At 74.4% G+C, this 17,981-nt stretch carries 16 protein-coding genes and 1 tRNA gene; 6 read left to right on the top strand and 11 right to left on the bottom strand.

The genetic code is table 11. The features are described 5' to 3' along the window. Nucleotides 1-2 precede the first annotated feature (2 nt). Nucleotides 3-239: a hypothetical protein gene (locus IFT90_RS02980; RefSeq protein ID WP_192040902.1), complete on the top strand. Its 237-nt coding sequence runs from the start codon at nt 3-5 to the stop codon at nt 237-239. Here IFT90_RS02980 and IFT90_RS02985 read toward each other — a convergent pair. Beyond that, nucleotides 230-1,525, bottom strand: coding sequence for an MFS transporter (locus IFT90_RS02985; protein WP_192040903.1), 1,296 nt, complete (start codon nt 1,523-1,525; stop codon nt 230-232). The two genes, IFT90_RS02980 and IFT90_RS02985, sit on opposite strands and share 10 nt — an antisense overlap. Nucleotides 1,526-1,601: 76 nt before the next feature. Here IFT90_RS02985 and IFT90_RS02990 point away from each other — a divergent pair, with 76 nt between their 5' ends. After that, nucleotides 1,602-2,297 carry a TetR/AcrR family transcriptional regulator gene (locus IFT90_RS02990; RefSeq protein WP_192040904.1) on the top strand — a complete coding sequence of 232 codons (696 nt, stop codon included), beginning with the start codon at nt 1,602-1,604 and terminating at the stop codon, nt 2,295-2,297. A 16-nt stretch (nt 2,298-2,313) separates the two neighbouring features. Here the strand turns inward: IFT90_RS02990 and IFT90_RS02995 are convergent, their stop codons facing one another. Then, nucleotides 2,314-3,159 carry an ABC transporter permease gene (locus IFT90_RS02995; protein ID WP_192040905.1) on the bottom strand — a complete coding sequence of 282 codons (846 nt, stop codon included), beginning with the start codon at nt 3,157-3,159 and terminating at the stop codon, nt 2,314-2,316. After that, nucleotides 3,156-4,184 carry an ATP-binding cassette domain-containing protein gene (locus tag IFT90_RS03000; RefSeq protein ID WP_192040906.1) on the bottom strand — a complete coding sequence of 343 codons (1,029 nt, stop codon included), beginning with the start codon at nt 4,182-4,184 and terminating at the stop codon, nt 3,156-3,158. The genes IFT90_RS02995 and IFT90_RS03000 overlap by 4 nt, the downstream gene beginning before the upstream one ends. A gap of 216 nt (nt 4,185-4,400) precedes the next feature. Between IFT90_RS03000 and IFT90_RS03005 the strand changes: the two genes are divergently transcribed. Then, nucleotides 4,401-7,889, top strand: coding sequence for a bifunctional proline dehydrogenase/L-glutamate gamma-semialdehyde dehydrogenase (locus tag IFT90_RS03005; protein ID WP_192040907.1), 3,489 nt, complete (start codon nt 4,401-4,403; stop codon nt 7,887-7,889). A gap of 210 nt (nt 7,890-8,099) precedes the next feature. Here IFT90_RS03005 and IFT90_RS03010 read toward each other — a convergent pair whose 3' ends face one another. The 4 genes from IFT90_RS03010 to IFT90_RS03025 all read right to left on the bottom strand — a co-directional run bounded on the left by IFT90_RS03010 (nt 8,100) and on the right by IFT90_RS03025 (nt 13,775). Next, the gene (locus IFT90_RS03010) at nt 8,100-9,083 is read right to left on the bottom strand and encodes an NAD-dependent epimerase/dehydratase family protein (RefSeq protein WP_192040908.1); all 984 of its coding nucleotides are present in this window, start codon (nt 9,081-9,083) and stop codon (nt 8,100-8,102) included. Between the two features lie 190 nt (nt 9,084-9,273). Next, complete coding sequence (locus IFT90_RS03015) at nt 9,274-12,123, bottom strand: alpha/beta fold hydrolase (RefSeq protein WP_192041405.1); 2,850 nt, start codon at nt 12,121-12,123, stop codon at nt 9,274-9,276. 5 nt (nt 12,124-12,128) lie between these two features. Beyond that, the gene (locus IFT90_RS03020; RefSeq protein ID WP_192041404.1) at nt 12,129-13,091 is read right to left on the bottom strand and encodes a 3-oxoacyl-ACP synthase III; all 963 of its coding nucleotides are present in this window, start codon (nt 13,089-13,091) and stop codon (nt 12,129-12,131) included. 402 nt (nt 13,092-13,493) lie between these two features. Continuing rightward, nucleotides 13,494-13,775, bottom strand: coding sequence for a hypothetical protein (locus tag IFT90_RS03025; protein ID WP_192040909.1), 282 nt, complete (start codon nt 13,773-13,775; stop codon nt 13,494-13,496). An 89-nt stretch (nt 13,776-13,864) separates the two neighbouring features. Between IFT90_RS03025 and IFT90_RS03030 the strand changes: the two genes are divergently transcribed. Continuing rightward, nucleotides 13,865-14,116 (top strand): hypothetical protein, encoded by a 252-nt coding sequence (locus IFT90_RS03030; protein ID WP_192040910.1) that lies wholly within the window; start codon nt 13,865-13,867, stop codon nt 14,114-14,116. Here the strand turns inward: IFT90_RS03030 and IFT90_RS17415 are convergent. Next, a complete protein-coding gene (locus IFT90_RS17415; protein WP_207106314.1) occupies nt 14,113-15,240 on the bottom strand; it encodes an FUSC family protein in 1,128 nt (375 codons plus the stop codon). The two genes, IFT90_RS03030 and IFT90_RS17415, sit on opposite strands and share 4 nt — an antisense overlap. Before the next feature lie 102 nt (nt 15,241-15,342). Beyond that, nucleotides 15,343-15,416, bottom strand: a tRNA-Thr gene (locus tag IFT90_RS03040). Nucleotides 15,417-15,615: 199 nt separating this feature from the next. On the opposite strand from IFT90_RS03040, the gene IFT90_RS03045 reads away from it, so the two are divergent. Beyond that, nucleotides 15,616-15,798, top strand: a complete 183-nt coding sequence (locus IFT90_RS03045) for a hypothetical protein (protein ID WP_123547894.1) — start codon at nt 15,616-15,618, stop codon at nt 15,796-15,798. Between the two features lie 35 nt (nt 15,799-15,833). On the opposite strand, the gene IFT90_RS03050 is transcribed toward IFT90_RS03045, so the two are convergent. After that, the gene (locus tag IFT90_RS03050) at nt 15,834-16,400 is read right to left on the bottom strand and encodes a nitroreductase family protein (protein WP_192040912.1); all 567 of its coding nucleotides are present in this window, start codon (nt 16,398-16,400) and stop codon (nt 15,834-15,836) included. Then, the gene (msrB, locus tag IFT90_RS03055; protein WP_123548307.1) at nt 16,400-16,828 is read right to left on the bottom strand and encodes a peptide-methionine (R)-S-oxide reductase MsrB; all 429 of its coding nucleotides are present in this window, start codon (nt 16,826-16,828) and stop codon (nt 16,400-16,402) included. The genes IFT90_RS03050 and msrB overlap by 1 nt, the downstream gene beginning before the upstream one ends. Nucleotides 16,829-16,985: 157 nt before the next feature. On the opposite strand from msrB, the gene IFT90_RS03060 reads away from it, so the two are divergent. Then, entirely contained in the window at nt 16,986-17,948 is a 963-nt protein-coding gene (locus tag IFT90_RS03060; protein WP_192040913.1) for a DUF2332 domain-containing protein, read from the top strand. Nucleotides 17,949-17,981: the final 33 nt, after the last annotated feature.

Genomic DNA, 17,981 nt, shown 5'->3' on the forward strand with positions numbered 1-17,981 from the left:
CCATGGCAGATCTGACCGACGTCACCTGGAACCAGGAAGCCCGCGACAAGATGCTCACCGACGCCGACCGCGTGCTGCAGGACGCCGTCCGCGAGGTCGCGGCCGAGCACGAGGGCGACGACTGGGAGCCCGCCTTCGCCGCGCTGAACGAGCGCCTCAAGGGCCGGTTCATCGACTACGAGCCCGGCCCGGACGTGCGCAAGTACGCCGAGGCCATCGCGCGCGGCTACTACCGCTGATCGAACGGCTCCTGATCGACCCGCTCGTCCGCTGACAGGACCGCGGGTGCGTCGATGCGGCGCACCCGCGGGCTGAGGGCCACGGCCACGGCCACGACGGCGATCAGGCCGGCCAGCGTGAACAGGGCTCCCGGCGTGCCGAAGCGGTCGGCGAGGGGCCCGACGACCAGCTCGCCCACGGGGATCCCGGCCAGCGTCGCGAGCGTCAGGGCCCCGAACACCCGGCCGAGGTAGGCGCGCGGCACGAGGGTCTGGATCGCCACGTCGAGCGGCACCGTGAACAGCTCGAGGCCGACGCTCGACAAAAAGAGGCCGAGGCAGAGCCAGAACGCCCAGTGCAGCGGGTCGACGTACGGCGCGTCCAGCACCTCCGGCTGGTCGACGTGCGCGCCGGCGAGCAGCACCAGGGGCAGCACCAGCGCCGCCGTCGCCAGGCACGCGACCGCAAGCCTCAGGCGCCCGCGCAGCCGGCCCGCCCAGACGGCCCCGACGACGAGGCCGAGGGTCTGCACCGCCCCGGCGAAGCCCCACAGCACCCGGCCGAACGACTCGTCCGCCACGAGCGGCCCGATCACCTGCACCCCGCCGGCGAAGCTGAGCTGGTGCACGAACGCGAGCGCCAGCGTCGCCCGCAGCCACGGCGACCGCGCGACGAAGCCGATCCCCGAGCCCAGGTCGTGCAGCAGCGACCCCGAGCCGGAGGCGCCGGTCACCGACCGCGGGACGCGCGCGAACGCCAGCGCCGCCGCCACCGACAGCCCGGCGCCGACGAGCAGCGCGCTGCCCGTCCCCGCGACGCCGACGAGCGCGCCCCCGAGGGCCGTGCCGACGATCAGGCCGACGTTCATGCTGATCCGCGCGAGGACGGTGCCGTCGCGCACGAGGGGCTCGACGAGCACGTCGCGGAGCATCGCGCTCGAGGCGGGGCCGAAGAACGCGGCGGCTGCGCCCGTCAGGGCCGCCGCGACGGCCAGCGTCACGAGGGTCTCGCTCCCCGTCAGCAGCAGCACCCCCGCAGCGACCAGGGAGGCGGCCGAGACCACCGAGGAGGCGGTGGCCACCAGGCGCCGCGGCAGCCGGTCCGCGAGGGCGCCGCCCACGAGGACGAGCACGACGTTCGGCACCGCACGGGCCGCCACGACGAGGCCGAGCTGCGTCGCGTCCGCGCCGAGGTCGACGGCCGCGAAGACCAGGGCGAGGGGGGCCAGGCCGCCGACCACCCACGACAGCAGGCGTCCGACCCACAGGGCGCGGAACGCCGGGATGCGCAGCAGCGACCACCTCACGCGGCGAGCCTACGCTCGGCGCATGGGGGCACCCGAGGCGGTGCGATCGTCGGCAGCCCGCCCTAGGCTGGCCCCGATGTCCGCACTCGACGAGCCCACCGCCGCCTCGGACGAGTCCGTCGTCGAGCAGCCGCCCGCGCCCGCCCCGCCCGGCCGCTACCGCAAGGGCGTCGCCAAGCGCGAGGCGATCCTCGAGGCGGCCCTGCCGGTGTTCGGCAAGGTCGGCTTCCACGGCGCCTCGCTGCGCGAGATCGCGCGCACCTGCGGCGTCTCGCACCAGTCGCTGATGCACTACTTCGCGACGAAGGACGAGCTCCTCATGGCCGTCCTCCGTCGACGCGACGAGCGCCTCCGGCAGCACTTCGACGACGAGGGCGGCATGCGCCTGGCCGAGCTGGTCGCGCTCGCCGAGTACAACGTCGACGTGCCCGCCGTGATCTCGCTGTTCATCACGGCGTCGGCCGAGGCGACGTCGAGCGACCACCCGGCGCACGACTACTACGCCGACCACTACGACCGGATCATCGGCTCGACCTCGGCGTACCTCGCCGTCGCGGAGGCGCATGGCTGGCTGCGGGACGGCTTCACCGCCGAGTCGGCGGCCCGTGTCGTGCTGGCCGTGCAGGACGGCCTACAACTGCAGTGGCTGTACCGACGCGACGAGGTGCAGGTTGCCGACCTGATGCGGCTCGTCATCGGCACGGTCGTGACCGTGCCGACCGAGCAGCTCGACGACGCCGTGCGCGAGCAGGTCGCCGCCGCCCCGAGCTGATCCGCCGGGCCGTGCCTTACTTCGAGCTGATCCGTTGGAACTTGCGGATGCTCAGCGGCACGAACACGACGAGCATGACCGCGAGGCCGACGAGCACGGTGACGTACGGGTGCTGCAGCGTCCAGATGTCGGGCACGGGGGTCTCGCCGAGGTTGCCGAACGACGTGCGGGCGGCCTGCACCAGCGACGACACCGGGTTCCACTCGGCGAAGACGCGCAGCACCGTCGGCAGCGTGTCGCTCGGCACGAAGGCGTTCGAGATGAACGTGAGCGGGAACAGGACCATGAACGACGCGTTGTTGATCGTCTCGGGGGTCTTGACGCTCATGCCGAGCAGCGCCATCACCCAGCTGAACGAGTAGCTGAACAGCAGCAAGAGCGCGATGCCCCCGAGGAACATCAGCGGCGGCGTGTTCACCCGCCAGCCGACCGCGAGCCCCGTGAGCATCATGATCACCATCGAGATCGAGTTGAGCGCGAGGTCGCTGTTCGTCCGGCCGATGAGCACCGCCGACGGGCTCATCGGCAGGGTACGGAACCGGTCGATGATGCCCTCCTTCAGGTCCTGCGCCATCGCGGCGCCCGAGAAGGTCGAGCCGAAGACGACGGTCTGGGCGAAGATGCCCGCCATCAGGAACTGCGTGTAGTCGGTGCCCTGCACGGCGATCGCGCCGCCGTAGACCTGGCTGAACAGCAGCACGAACATGATCGGCTGCAGCACCGCGAAGATCAGCATGTCGGGCGAGCGCTTGACCTTGATCAGGTTGCGCTTCGTCACGGTCCACCCGTCGGAGGCCCAGGTGCCGAGCCCCGTGGGGCCCAGGGGCGTGAGGGTCTGCGCGAGCGCGCTCGTCGTGGTCATCGCCGCGCCTCCTTCTTGCTCGTCCTGCTCGTCTTCCCCGTCGCGATCGAGCCCGTGTCGGGGTCGTCGTCGTCGTCGACGGCCTTGCGCCCGGTCAGCTGCAGGAACACGTCGTCGAGCGTGGGGCGGCGCATGCCGGCGTCGTGCAGCTCGATGCCCGCGGCGCCGAGGTCGGCCAGGGTGCGCTGCAGCGCGGTCGGGCCGTCGGTGACGGCGACCTCGACCTGGCGGCCGTCGCTGCCGAGCGTCGGCTCGGCGTCGCCGTGCCGCCGCAGCACCTCGAGGGCCTGGGGCGCGCGCGCCTCGTCGACGAGCGCCACGACGAGGCGGTGCCCGCCCACCTGCGCCTTGAGGTGGTCGGCGGTGCCCTCGGCGATGACGCGCCCGCCGTCGATGACGGCGATGTCGTCGGCCAGCCGGTCCGCCTCCTCCAGGTACTGGGTCGTCAGCAGCACCGTGGTGCCGCCGGCGACGAGGGAGGTGATGATGTCCCACAGGGCGAGGCGGCTGCGGGGGTCGAGCCCGGTCGTCGGCTCGTCGAGGAACAGCACGCGCGGGTTCGTCACGAGGGCGCCCGCGAGATCGATCCGTCGGCGCATGCCGCCCGAGAAGCCCTTGACCGGGCGGTCGCCGGCGGCCGAGAGGTCGAACACGTCGATCAGCTCGCGGGCCCGCTCGCGCGACACCTTCGCGCCGAGGTGGTAGAGCCGGCCGATCATGTCGAGGTTCTCGAACCCGGTGAGGTTCTCGTCGACCGCCGCGTACTGGCCCGAGACGCCGATGGTGCGGCGGGTGGCCTGCGGGTCGCCCACGACGTCGATGCCGTTGATCTGCGCCGTGCCCGAGTCGGGCACCTCGAGCGTCGTCAACATCTTGACCACGGTCGTCTTGCCGGCGCCGTTGGGCCCGAGCAGCGCCTTCACGGTGCCCTCGGGCACGGTGAGGTCGAAGCCGGTCAGCGCGTGCACCGGGCCCGACTTCGAGCGGTAGGTCTTCGTCAGGCCCGAGGCCTCGATCATCGCCATCTGCGCGCCTCCGACGTGGGGTGACGTCGCCGGACCCCCTGGTTCGGTGACGAGGTGAAAGTACCAGCCGGGAGGCCCGCCCACCAGAGGACGGGTCGGTCGCGGACCCTGCCGAGGAGGCGTCGGTCGCCTGTGCAGGAGGCACCCGCCGGCCGCCACGTTACGGTCGTGTGTCAAACCTTGCCACCTGGCAAGTTCCGGTCTTATCGTGACCGCATGACCACCATCGACCAGCCGGCCCGGCCGGCAGCTGCAGCCCTCCCCGAGTCGATCGGCGACGACGCCGTCGCCCTGGCCCGCCGCTGGGCGAACGAGGCGTCGTCGGCGCCCAGCACCGACTCGGCCCACCTGCTCGCCCAGGTGCTCAAGGACGAGTCGGGCCTCGCCTTCACCATCGGCTTCGTCGACCGCGTCGTCCGCCCCGAGGACCTCAGCGTGGCCGCCCGCAACCTGTCGCGCCTGGCGTCGCAGGTGCCCGCGTTCCTGCCCTGGTACATGCGCGGAGCCGTCCGGGTCGGCGGCGTCGTCGCCCCCGTGCTGCCCGGCGTCGTCGTGCCCGTCGCCCGACGCGTGCTGCGCGGCATGGTCGGCCACCTCATCGCCGACGCCCGGCCCGCCAAGCTCGGCTCGGCCATCAGCAGCATCAAGGCGGAGGGCACGCGCCTCAACCTCAACCTGCTCGGCGAGGCCGTGCTCGGCGACGCCGAGGCCGAGCACCGCCTCGCGGGCACCCGGGCGCTGCTCGAGCGCGACGACGTCGACTACGTGTCGATCAAGGTGTCGTCGATCGTCAGCCAGCTCTCGATGTGGGCCTTCGACGAGACCGTCGAGCGCGTGGTCGAGAAGCTCACGCCCCTCTACGAGCTCGCCGCCCGCTCGCGCGAGCCGAAGTTCATCAACCTCGACATGGAGGAGTACCGCGACCTCGACCTGACGATCGCGGTCTTCACGCGCCTCCTCGACCAGCCGCAGCTGAAGGGCCTCGAGGCGGGCATCGTGCTGCAGACGTACCTCCCCGACGCCCTCGGCGCCCTGCAGGGGCTGACCCAGTGGGCGACCCGACGGGTCGACGCGGGCGGGGCGTCGATCAAGGTCCGCGTGGTCAAGGGCGCGAACCTCGCCATGGAGACCGTCGACGCCGTCGTGCACGAGTGGCCGCTCGCCACCTACGACACGAAGCAGGCCAGCGACACGAACTACAAGCGCGTCCTCGCCTGGGCGCTGACGCCCGAGCGCACGCGCGCGGTGAAGATCGGCGTCGCGGGCCACAACCTCTTCGACATCGCCTTCGCCCACCTCCTCGCCGAGGCGCGGGGCGTCGGCGGCCGCGTCGAGTTCGAGATGCTGCTCGGCATGGCCGAGGGCCAGGCCGAGCTCGTCAAGGCCGACGTCGGCGGGCTGCTGCTCTACACGCCGGTCGTGCACCCGCGCGAGTTCGACGTCGCCATCAGCTACCTGATCCGCCGCCTCGAGGAGAACGCCTCGAGCGAGAACTTCATGTCGGCCGTCTTCGAGCTCGCCTCGAACGAGGCGATGTTCGAGCGCGAGAAGGGCCGGTTCCTCGCCTCGCTCGCCGACGTCGACGTCGAGGCGCCCGCTCCGCACCGCGTGCAGAGCAGGCTCGACGACGCGCAGGCACTCCGGCCGCGTCAGGCCGGCAGCGGCTTCGACAACGAGCCCGACACCGACCCCGCCAAGGCCGACAACCGCGCGTGGGGCCGCGAGATCCAGCGTCGCTCGACCGACTCGGTGCTCGGCGTCGACCTCATCGAGCGGGCACGGGTGACCGACGCCTCCGTGCTCGACGAGATCGTCGCCGGCGCGGTCGCGGCGCAGCCCGCCTGGGCGGCACGAGGAGGCGCGGGCCGGGCCGAGGTGCTCCGTGCCGCCGCCGTCACGCTGGCCGCCCGACGGGCCGACCTCATGGAGGTCGCCGCGAGCGAGACCGGCAAGACCGTCGCCGAAGGCGACGTCGAGGTCAGCGAGGCGATCGACTTCGCCAACTGGTACGCCCACCTCGCGGAGGAGCTCGACGTCGTCGACGGCGCCGACTTCGTGCCCGAGCGCCTGACGCTCGTGACCCCGCCGTGGAACTTCCCGGTCGCGATCCCCGCCGGCTCGACGCTCGCGGCACTCGCCGCGGGCAGCAGCGTCGTCGTGAAGCCGGCCGGCCAGGCGAAGCGCTGTGGGGCCGTGATGGTCGAGGCGCTGTGGGAGGCGGGCGTGCCCCGCGACGTGCTGCGGCTCGTCGACGTGGACGAGGGAGACCTCGGCCGCCACCTCGTCTCGCACCCTTCCGTCGACCGCGTGATCCTCACCGGTGCCTTCGAGACGGCCGCGCTGTTCACGAGCTGGCGCACCGACCTGCCGCTGCTCGCCGAGACGAGCGGCAAGAACGCGATCATCGTCACGCCGAGCGCGGACCTCGACCTCGCGGCCGCCGACGTGATCAAGTCGGCGTTCGGCCACGCCGGGCAGAAGTGCTCGGCCGCGAGCCTCGTGATCCTCGTCGGCTCGGTCGGCACCTCCGAGCGGTTCCGCCGCCAGCTCGTGGACGCGGCGTCGACCATGCGCGTCGGCTATCCGTCGGAGCCCACGACCCAGATGGGCCCGATCATCGAGCCTGCTTCGGGCAAGCTCGAGCGCGCGTTGACGACGCTCGGCGCGGGTGAGTCGTGGCTCGTCGAGCCCCGCCGGCTCGACGACAGTGGCCGCCTCTGGTCGCCCGGCGTGCGCGCCGGGGTGGCCGCGGGCAGCGAGTTCCACCTGACCGAGTACTTCGGCCCGGTGCTCGGCGTCATGACGGCCGCGACCCTCGACGAGGCGATCGCGCTGCAGAACGCCACCGACTACGGCCTCACCGCCGGGCTGCACACCCTCGACCCGGCCGAGCTGTCGACCTGGCTCGACGGCGTCGAGGCCGGCAACCTCTACGTGAACCGCGGCATCACCGGCGCGGTCGTCCGTCGTCAGCCGTTCGGCGGCTGGAAGAAGTCGTCGGTCGGTGCCGGCGCCAAGGCGGGAGGACCGAACTACCTCGTGCACCTCGGGTCGTGGACGCCCACGACCCTCGCGGGCGCTGCGGCGGGGGAGGCGCGGCCCGGCAAGGCCGTCGCCGCCGCCCTCCGCGCCGCGACCCCGTCGCTCGGAGCCGACGCCGACCTGGTCGCCGCGGCCGTCGCCACCGACGAGCACTTCTGGCAGGCCGAGTTCGGCGTCGCCCGCGACGTCAGCCAGCTCGGCCTCGAGCGCGACCTGCTTCGCTACCGCCCGCTCGCGGTGACGGTTCGCGCTGCCGAGGGCGCCTCCCTCGCCGACGTCGTGCGGGTGCTGCTCGCCGCCCTGCGCTCGGGCTCGCCGTTCACGGCATCCGTCGCCACGGCCCTGCCCGAGCCGTTCGTCTCAGCGCTCGGCCTCGGCGTCGGGGCGATCCGGGTCGAGAGCGACGACGCCTGGCACGACCGCGTCCGGGCGGGCGGGCTGCGGACCGAGCGCGTGCGCCTCGTGACGGGCGCTGCCGACGGGGGCGCCGCCTCCTCGGCCCTCGCCGACGCGCTCGGCGGCGACCCAGCCGTCGCGGTCTTCGCCGCGCCGGTCACGCCGACCGGACGACTCGAACTGCTGCCGTTCCTGCGCGAGCAGGCCGTGTCGATCACGGCGCACCGCTTCGGCAACCCCGACGGCTGGAGCGACGCGGTCATCTAGCCGCGTGCCGCCCCGCGCGAGTTGCCCCGAAAGGCTGCCCCCGCGCGTGCGGGGGCAGCCTTTCGGGGCAACTCGTTCGCCGGATCGTGCGGCTGCGCTCGTGGGCGCGGACGAGTTGCCCCGGATGGTCGCCCCGCACGTGCGGGGGCAGCATTCTCGGGCAACTGGTCCGCTGGGCCGTGCGGGTGCGCCCGTCAGGGCGCGGGTGGGTCAGACGGCGGGGCTGCCCGCGTCGTACCAGGCGGCCAGGCGGCGGAGGCCCTCGTCGACCGAGACCCCGGGCGTCCACCGGAGGTCGTGCTGCGTGCGTCGCTGGTCGAACCAGTGCGCCGTCGAGAGCTGCTCCGCGAGGAACCGCGTCATGGGCGGCTCGTCGGCGCCGGGCCGCACGGCCCAGACGCGCTCGACGAGCGATCCCGCGACGCGAGCGAGCCCGGCGGGCACGCGGAGGCGCGGCACCGGTGCGCCGCCCGCGACGCAGATCCCCGCCATGAGGTCGGCGACCGTGCGCGGCTCTCCGTTGGTGATCACGTAGGCGCGGCCCGAGAGGGCGTCGACCCGCTCGAGCGCGGCGGCGATGCCCGAGGCGGCGTTGTCGACGTAGGTCGAGTCGATCAGGGCGGCCCCGTGGTCGAGCAGCGGCAGCCGCCCCTGCCGGGCCCGCTCGACGATGCGCTCGACGAGCTGCGTGTCGCCGGGGCCCCAGACCAGGTGCGGGCGCACGGCGACGACGCGCAGGTCGTCCGTCGCGGCGGCGAGGGCGAGCAGCTCAGCCGCGGCCTTGGTGCGGGCGTAGTCGCCGCGTGCCCGCGAGGGGGCCGCCGGAGCGGCGTCCTCACCGACGATCGAGGCGCCTCCGTGGGCCACCGAGGGCGACGAGACGAAGACGAGGCGGGCCACGCCGGAGGCGCGCATCGCGTCGAGCAGGGAGCTCGTGCCCCCGACGTTGACCGCCTCGAAGTTGGCCGGGTCGCCGGCCAGCGAGACCTTGGCGGCCAGGTGGACCACCGCCTCCTGCCCGTCGACCGCCGCCGCGACGGCCGCGGCGTCGGTCATGGAGCCGGCGACGTCGCGCACCCCGGCGACGCCCGACGGTCGACGCTGGAATGTCGTGACCTCGTGCCCGGCCACCGTGACGGCCCGGGCGACGGCGCCGCCGAGCAGGCCGCTCGCGCCCGTGACGAGCACCCTCACGGCCGCGGCTCCCCGGCAGATGCAGCAGCTGCGGCAGGCACGGAGCCTGCGTGCACGGTCGTGCCCGTCGCGCACGGGCGGCCACGACGGCCCGCCGACGACGAACCCGCCCGCCCGGCGCGCGAGGGCGCGGCGGGCGCGGCGGGCGCGGGCGCGGGCGCGGCGACCACGGGCGCGGCCACGGGCGCGCTCACGGGCGGCGCATCCGTCCGCCCGACAGCACCGACGTCGCCCACGCAGACAGGCGCGCGCGGTCGATCTTGCTGTTGTGGCGCACGTCGGTCGGCAGCTCCGGCACGACGAGCACGGCGGCGACGCGGTGGCCGACGGCGTCGAGCACGGCCGCGCGCACGTCGGCGGCGAGGTCGGCGGCCGCGAGCCCGGGGCGCCGCACGGCGGGGGACCCCTCGCAGACGACGCCGACCTGCTGTGTGCCCGCCGGTCCGACGCCGACGACGGCCGCGCGGGCCACGCCGGCGAGCGACTCGACGGCCTGCTCGGCGGCGACCGGGGTCAGGGGGCCGGAGGCGGTCGTCACGACGTGCGGCAGGCGGCCCTCGACCCAGAGCCGGCCCTGGTCGTCGACGTGCCCGACGTCGCCGGTGCGGTGCCACCGACCGGACGACCCGGCCGAGGAGGCGTCGGTCCCGGCGGCAGCGCCGCCCACGCCGGTCGTGTCGCCCACGCCGCGCACGCTGGCCCGGTCGGTCAGCCACAGCCGGTCGTACCCGTGCTTGAGGTGCGGCGCCGACACGACGATCTCGCCCGTGACGCCGACGGCGTCGGAGAAGGCGTCGGAGGCGCGCCCCGCCTCGTCGAGCGGAGCGACGCGCACCTGCACGGTCGGCGCCGGGCGGCCGACGCAGACGCCGTTCGCCGACGGGTCGCTCGCGGCCTCGCGGACCTCGTCGAGCGTGACGTCGGTCATCAGCAGTCCCTCGGTCATGCCGTAGGGGGTGTGCGGCACGGCTCCCGGCATCAGGTCGCCCGCGGCGGCGAGCAGCGTCGCCGAGACGGGGGCACCGGCCGACAGGAACGTCGACACCCCGGCGAGTGCGCGGCGACCGGCGTCGTCGAGCTCGTCCGCGGTCGCGACCACGTTCGTCAGCGCGGCGGGGGAGAGGAAGACGACCGTCGCGTCGACCGCCTCGGCCGCCGCCGCGACGGCGCGGGCGGTCAGCGTGCGGGGCGAGGTGACGTCCATGTCGGGCGTCACGCTCGTCGCGCCGAGCGCGGGGCCGAGCAGGGCGAAGGGGGCGAACCCGGCGACGAGGCCGGTGCCGGGCCCGACGCCGTACCGGTCGGCGAGGGCGTCCCGCAGCGCGGTCAGCTGGCCGTGCCGGTAGACGACGCCCTTGGCGGGCCCCGTCGAGCCGGACGTGAAGAGGATCGCGGCGGGTGCCTCGGCCACGGGCGGCTCGGGCAGCTCGGCCATCGCGTCGTGCGCACGACGGCCGAGGGCGGCGATCTCGGGCAGCGAGGTCTCGACGCCGAGCGAGCGCGCCAGGACGGGCGAGAGCCGCTGGGTCGAGACGACGCGTCCCGGCCAGCCGAGCGCGCGTGCCGCGGTCAGGCCTGGCAGCTGGCCGATGACGTGGTCGGGCCAGGCGCCGCGCACGGCACGGGTGAGCCCGCGGACACCGAGCCCGGCGTCGGCGACGACGACCACGGCCCCGATCCGCACGCAGGCGTAGAGCACGGCGGTGAGGTCGGCCCCGGGCTGCACTAGCAGCGACACCCGGTCGCCTGGTCGCACGCCGTGCTTGCGGAGGCCGAGGGCGATCTCGTGCACGCGTCGGCTGAGCAGCTGCCAGCTGACCCGGCGGGGGCCGGAGCCGCGCGCGGCCCCGTGCGGCACCATCTCGATCAGGGCGGCCTCGGGGCTGTCGGCCAGGGAGTCGAGGTACGACCAGAGCGGGCGGTCCTGGACGGTGCCCGGCGCCTCCTCGGCGGTCGTCGCCGCCGTTCCTCGCGGGTCAGTGGCCATGGACGCCGTCGTCGTCGCCGCTGCACCGCCGCCGGTCGAGGCGGCGCGGCGGTCACCGGCCGAGGAGGCGCGCGTCGGCCCCTCGGGGAACCGGTCGCCCAGCCAGGTCAGCACGGCGGCCGCGTAGTCGACGTCCTCGGCGATCATGTGGCCGGCGCCCTCGAAGCGGTGCACGTCGGCGTGCGGGAGGCGGTCGGCGAGGTCGTCGAGGTAGCGGTCGCCGAAGATCGGGTCGCGCGGGCCCCAGAGCATCAGGCTCGGCACGGCGAGGTCGCGCAGGGAGGCGGCGATCCGGTCGAGCTCGGCGCGGCTCGGGTGCTGCTGGTCGACGGGGATGTCGGCCACGAACCCGCCGACGCCGCCACGGCGTGCAGCCGACAGGTAGGGCGCGCGGTAACCGGTACGGACGGTGTCCCTGAGCCGCGGGTGGGCGAGCCCGAGCGTCACGTCGATGAACCCGGTCGTCGCGACCGTCGCGCGTCCCAGGACGCCGCGGGCGAGCGTCAGGCGGAGGGGCGCCGGGATCGGCTCGTCGGCCGGCTGGTGGATCGCCGTGTTGAGCATCGTCACCGCGGCGAGCTGGCCGGGGTGGTCGACCGCCCAGCCCATCGAGACGACGCCGCCCCAGTCGTGGCCGAGCGTGACGACGGGGCCCTCGAGGCCGAGCTCGGTGGTGAGCGCGGCGAGGTCGGCGACCCGCTGAGGCAGGCCCCGCTCGACGCCGGTCCGCTCCGAGAAGCCCATGTCGAGCTGGTCGACGGCGACGACGCGCCACGCGGGCCGGCCGGACGCGGCGGCCTCGGTCGCCTGGGCCACGAGACGACGCCAGAGGTACGACCACGTCGGGTTGCCGTGCACGCAGAGCACGGTGCCGACGGGCTCCGCCCCGAGTGCCTCGAGGGAGGCGGCGTTGTCGAGGAGGTGCCACGTGCGCTCGACGCGCTCGGCGCCTCCTGCAGGCACGGTCACCAGCCGCGACCACGACGGGTCGAGGCCGTCGAGCCCGGCCGGGGGGAGCGTCGCGGGCGACGTCGCCCGCGCGGCCGAGGGCAGGCGACTCACCAGGCGAGCTCCATCATCGCGGTGTTGATGCCCGAGCCGACGCCCATCAGCAGCACGCGGTCGCCCTTGGCGAGGGTGCGCGACTCCTCGACGAGGGTGATCGGGATCGACGCCGGGCCGACGTTGCCGAGGGTGGGGTAGGTGAGCGGGACGCGCTTGCGGTCGATGCCCGCGGCCTTGACGAAGGCGCCGGTGTGCACGTCGCTGACCTGGTGCATGATGTAGCGGTCCATGCGCTGCCAGTTCCAGTCGCGGGCCGCCTCCTTCCAGGCCGAGACGACGAGCTCCATGCCGCGCTTGAGCAGGGCCTTCGCGTCGGTGAACATGCCGTCGACGCTGCCGACGCAGAGGTCGTAGTTCTCGGTCGCCGCGCGCGTGACGCCGCCGAGGATGCGGTGCCCCTCGGGGTGGCGGTCGGCACGGCCGATCACGGCCGCCGCGGCGCCGGAGCCCAGCGTCAGGCTCGCGAACTCGCTCATGAAGTCGTCGCGCTCGTAGCCCTTGGTCAGGAGGCGGTCGATGGTGTTGACCTGGACGTCGTCCGCGTCCTCGCCGTCGATGATCACGGCGTAGTCGATCTGGCCGGCGTCGATCAGCTGCGCGGCGAGCGTCATGCCGTTGACGAAGCCGAGGCAGGCGTTCGCGATGTCGAAGTTCGTGGCCGACGAGGGCAGGCCGAGGCCGTGGTGCAGCCGGACGGCCACCGAGGGCTCGAGGTGCGGCCGCGTCACGGAGGTGTTGATGAGCAGGCCGACCTGGTCGGGCCGGACGCCGGCCTCGGCCAGCGCTCGCTTGCCGGCGTCGATCGCGGCCTCGTCGAAGCTCTGGCCCTCGGCCCAGTTGCGGCGCTCCTCGACGCCGGCGACGCGCTGCAGCAGGCCCGTGGGCAGCTTGAGGCGCTTGAGCACCGGGCGGAGCTTCTCGTCGATGCTGGCGGAGGTGGTCACGCGGGTCGCCATGGTGCTCGCGACGCTGAGCAGCGCGACGTTGCGGTGGCGCGTGGTGGCGTTGCCGGCCCCGACCGCGGGGACCGCGGCGCCGTCGTCCCGTGCGGCCGCGGAGGCGGCACCGGCCTCGCGCTCGGCAGCGTCGGCCTCGAGGGTCGCGGCGTCGGCTCCGAAGAAGGCGGCGTCGGTGGGCGCCGCGCCGGTCGTGGCGTGTCCTGTCAACGGGACTCCCTGTCGAATTGTCTCGGGCGTGTGCACCGGCTCGGGCGACGAACGGTGGTCGTCGGCAGCCGGGAGATCGTGAGCACCGGTCGGGTGCATCGGTCGAGTTTACGGCGCAGTTCTCTGTGCGGTTGCCAGGATCGCGGGGCACGAACATGCCCTCGCGAGCATGTCTCGAGGGTCGGAGAGGTGTCAGCTGTCCGGGTCGCGCGGCAGCCGGACGATGCGGCGACGACCGCCGAGGGTCCACCAGACGACGTCGACGACGGCCCAGACGGTCACCGCGACGGCCAGCACGAGCAGGACGACGGCCACGACGGTGAGGCTGCCGCCCCCGACGAGCAGGCTCGTGAGGATGCTGGCGGCCAGCAGACCGGCAGAGACGACGGTCACGATCGGCCGCACGAGGCCGCCGTCCTTCGTCAGCAGCCAGTTCGGGACGTCGGGGTCGACGCGCACCTGCCTGGTCCTCACGATGGCCTCCTGGGTCGTGCCGCGCGGCGGCGTGCCGTGTCGCCGTCCGGGCGACCCGGTCGAGGATACGTCCTCCCTAGACTCGGACCATGAGCGAACTCCGCCGCCCCTGGTTCACGCTGACGAAGACCGGCACCGTCCTGCCTCCCGTCTTCGAGATCGTCCTCGGCGTGCTCGGGCTCGTCGTGCAGCTGCTGACCCTCACCTCCGGCGGGCCGGTCGAGACGATCACGCTCATCGTGTCCCTCGTCGCCGTGCTGCTGATCGCCCAGGGCGTCGCGGACCTCGTCTGGTGGTCCCGGGGCGACCGGCGGGCGCGCGCGCAGGCCGACGCCTCCTAGGCGAGCCTGGTCGGCGCGCCGTCCGACGCGGGCCTGCTGCGGAGTCGGTGGGTCGCGAGGAGCACCAGCACGACGACGCCGACCCCGATCACCGTGTCCGCCCCGCGGGCCGCGATCAGGGCCCCCACGTCGACGGGCGCGCCGCCGATGGCGGGCATGCCGAGCGCCATCGGCGTGATGAACACGAGCGCCAGGCCGTAGTTCCGCGCGACGACGAGCTCGGTCCCGAACTGGAGCACCCCGAAGGCGACGACGAGCGCGACGGCGCTCGGCTGCCAGACCAGCAGCAGGGCGGCGAGGCCCAGCCCCACGACCGTGCCGAGGAGGCGGTGGCCGGCTCGCAGCAGCTGTCCCGACGTCGCGCGGCCCACAACGGGCACCACGGCGGAGACCATCGCCCAGTACGGGTTCTGCAGCCCGAGTCCGACGCTGAGGAGACCGGCCGCGAGCGAGGCCACCAGGCAGACGCCGGCGTGCAGGAGGGCGCGGCGCAGGTCGACGGCGACGACCGGACGCCCGACGGCCCGGGCGCCGGGCTCGGCGAGGGCCCGCCTGCCGGAGCGGCGCACCAGGCCGACGAGCGAGGTCGCGAGGGCGAGCAGCACGCTCAGCGACGAGACGACCGCCGCGACCCCGACGCTCGACGGCACCGCCGGCACGAAGGCGCAGACGCCGAGCCCGAAGACCGGGAAGAGGGGGCCGGGCGGGTTCCAGTCGCGCACGTCCGCGACCACGGAGGCCGCCCCCGCCACGAGCGCCACGACCGGCACCAGCGCCACGGCGGGCAGCTGCGCCGCCGAGAGCGCCGTGCCGAGCACGACGACCACGACGAGCAGCGCGCCCGCCTCGAGCTGCATGCCGAGGCGCTGCACGCGACCGAGCCCGCGGCCGAACGCCGAGGCGAACGCGCCGAACGTCGCGTAGGGCGCCCACTCGGCGTGCCCGATCGCGACGAGCACGGCGAGCGGCAGCACGACCGAGACGGCCACGCGGAGGGCGGGCAGGTGGGCGCCGTCGTGCGGCCCGACGCGCAGCAGGTCGCGGGGCCGGGGGAAGAGGCTGCCGGAGGCGGCGGCGGGCGGGCGGGACGGCACGGTCGAGAGGTCCTCTCGTCGGGAGCGCACGTCGTCGGGTGCTGCGGGGCTGGGGGTGCGGGGTGAGGGGTGAGGGCTGAGGCCGGCACGGGGAAGGCCCCGCCCCGCCGAGGGGCGGGACGGGGCCGGGGGAGCCGCCTGTCGGATTCGAACCGACGACCTTCGCTTTACAAGAGCACTGCGCTACCGGACTGCGCCAAGGCGGCGGGCGGGACCATCTTACCGACCCGACGTCGGACGGGCGACGGGCAGGTGAGGAGGGCAGCGAGCACGCGCTGGGGCGCGGCTGGCGGCCTGCACGCCACGCAGGATTGGCGCAGACCCGGCGCAAGTGGTGAAGTAGGAGCTGCAGCGACCCGCGCGGTCGCGCCCGGTCGTCCCGGGCACCGACCACGAGGAGCTCCCATGACCAACGTCCTGACCGCCATCGGCTCGATCATCCTGCTGCTCGCGAGCTTCGCGCTGTTCGCGTACTCGTTCGGGCAGGACGAGCCCAACGCCTTCGTCTTCTTCGCGGGCATCGTGCTCATGACCGGCTCGTTCTGGCTGCCGATCACCGTCGTGGGGCAGAGCCGCAAGTCCTGGTAGACGCAGCCTGGTAGGCCCAGGCTGCTCGCCGAGGTCTACGCCTCGACGGTCGCTGAGCCCGGTGCGCTGACGAAGCGCCCGGGCTCGAGCAGCTTGCGGGGCTTCTCGTCGCGCTCGGTCCGCCCGCCGACGTAGAGCCAGCCGAGCAGCTTCTCGTGCGGCGCCAGCCCGTGGGCCCTGTGCACCGCCTCGTGGCGGGTGTCGGTGCCGGTGCGCCAGAACACGCCCCAGCCCTCGTCGTCGAGCACGAGCGACAGCAGGTGGGCGACGCCCGAGGCGACGCTCTCCTGCTCCCACTCGGGCACCTTGCGGCTCTCGACGGGCGACAGCACGACCGCGAGGACGAGCGGCGCCCGCAGGGCCTTCTGCTCGAGCTTCTCGGCCGACTTGCCGTCGGCACCGCTCGCCTCGGCGAGCCCTCGACCGATCAGCAGCCGGTCGTCGCCGCGCAGCTCGATCAGCCGCCACGGCCGCAGCGACGAGTGGTCGGCCACCGTCGCGGCCGCCTGCACGAGCTCGAGCAGCTGCTCGTGCCCGGGCGCCTCGTCGGTCACCTTCGAGCGGGACCGTCGCCGGCGGGCAGCGTCGGCGACGGCGCCCATCAGGCCTGGGCCTGGTCGCCGGCCGAGGTGCCCTCGGCCTTGAAGTCGAGCGAGATCGAGTTCATGCAGTAGCGGTCGCCGGTCGGGGTGCCGAAGCCGTCGGGGAACACGTGGCCGAGGTGCGACCCGCAGGTCGCGCAGCGGACCTCGGTGCGGACCATGCCGAGCGAGTCGTCCTCGATCAGCTGGACGGCCTCCGGGTCGACCGACTCGTAGAAGCTCGGCCAGCCGCAGCCGCTGTCGAACTTGGTGCCGCTCTTGAAGAGCTCGGCGCCGCAGGCGGCGCAGGCGTACACGCCGGCACGGCTCTCGTCGAGCAGCTCGCCCGTCCACGGGCGTTCGGTGGCCGCCTGGCGGAGCACCTGGTAGGCCTGGGGGTCGAGCTCACGACGCCACTCTTCGTCGGACTTCTCGACCTGGTACGACACGGGCTCGTTCGCCATGGTGCACTCCTCTGCGTCAGGGGGGACTCGCAGGCGTCGGGGCCTGCTCGTCGGGGACTCTCCATTGAACACCGCGCCGCCGACGCCCATTCCGCGCCGCCGCCTCCTCGGGGCTGCCTCCCAGGGGTGCGATACTCGGCCGGTGACCCCGCCGCCGACCCTCTCCGACCGCTTCGCCGCCTACGCGGACGCCGTCCTGCTCGAGGGGTCGCCGACCTGGGCGGCCGCGGCCCGAGGCGTCGCCGCCGACGCCGAGGTGCTCGCGCTGGTCGAGCGAGCCGAGGAGGCGCGGCGTCAGCCGGTGCTGGTGCTCGCCGTCGCGAGGTGGCTGGGTGCGCCCCTCGGCCCCTGGCCCGAGCTGCGGCGCTGGCTGCTCGACCACCCCGACCGGTTCCTCGACGAGCTCGGCCGGCGGCTCACGCAGACCAACGACGTGCGGCGCACCAGCCCCGTGTCGCTCGCCCTGGCTCGGGTGGAGGGGCCGGTGGCCCTGCTCGAGGTCGGCGCCTCGGCCGGCCTCGGCCTGCTGCCCGACCGATACGGGCACCGCGCGGGCGACGTCCGCTGGGGCGCCCCGGACAGCTCCGTCCAGCTCGACGTCGTCGTGCACGGCGACCTCGGCGAGGTGCGGCTGCCCGAGGTCGTCTGGCGCGCGGGCCTCGACCTGGACCCGCTCGACGTGCGTTCCGCGGGGGACGTGGGCTGGCTCGAGGCGCTGCTCCCGCCCGGGGCGACGGGGCGGGCCGCCTTGCTGGCGCAGGCTGTCTCGGTGGCCGCCGCCGCGCCTCCTCGGGTCGAGCGGGGCGACGCCGTCGACGACCTCGTGCGGCTCGCGGCCGAGGCGCCCCGGGACGCGACCCTCGTCGTCGTCTCGACCGGCACGCTCGTCTACCTGCCCGGACGCCGTCGACAGGAGTTCGTCGACCTGGTGGGCGGCCTGGGCGCGCGGTGGATCTCGTACGAGCGGCGGGGCCTGCTGCACGAAGTGCCGGTCGTGCTGCCCGACGGTGTGCCCGTCGACGAGGCCTTCGCCGTGCTCGCCCTCGACGGACGTGCGCTGGCGGTGGGGGACGCCCACGGCACCCGCCTGTGGACGACCGGCTGACGGCTGGGAGCGGACCGGCCGAACCGCCCCGCG

This window comes from Frigoribacterium sp. CFBP 8766 (assembly GCF_014841435.1).
Taxonomy (GTDB): Bacteria; Actinomycetota; Actinomycetes; order Actinomycetales; family Microbacteriaceae; genus Frigoribacterium.

Bases quoted from the DNA above. Each gene is read 5' to 3' on its own strand.
- IFT90_RS02980 (WP_192040902.1), top strand. From the start codon at position 3: ATGGCAGATCTGACCGACGTCACCTGGAACCAGGAAGCCCGCGACAAG.
- IFT90_RS02990 (WP_192040904.1), top strand. From the start codon at position 1,602: ATGTCCGCACTCGACGAGCCCACCGCCGCCTCGGACGAGTCCGTCGTC.
- IFT90_RS02995 (WP_192040905.1), bottom strand. From the start codon at position 3,159: ATGACCACGACGAGCGCGCTCGCGCAGACCCTCACGCCCCTGGGCCCC.
- IFT90_RS03000 (WP_192040906.1), bottom strand. From the start codon at position 4,184: ATGGCGATGATCGAGGCCTCGGGCCTGACGAAGACCTACCGCTCGAAG.
- IFT90_RS03005 (WP_192040907.1), top strand. From the start codon at position 4,401: ATGACCACCATCGACCAGCCGGCCCGGCCGGCAGCTGCAGCCCTCCCC.
- IFT90_RS03020 (WP_192041404.1), bottom strand. From the start codon at position 13,091: ATGGCGACCCGCGTGACCACCTCCGCCAGCATCGACGAGAAGCTCCGC.
- IFT90_RS03030 (WP_192040910.1), top strand. From the start codon at position 13,865: ATGAGCGAACTCCGCCGCCCCTGGTTCACGCTGACGAAGACCGGCACC.
- IFT90_RS03045 (WP_123547894.1), top strand. From the start codon at position 15,616: ATGACCAACGTCCTGACCGCCATCGGCTCGATCATCCTGCTGCTCGCG.
- IFT90_RS03050 (WP_192040912.1), bottom strand. From the start codon at position 16,400: ATGGGCGCCGTCGCCGACGCTGCCCGCCGGCGACGGTCCCGCTCGAAG.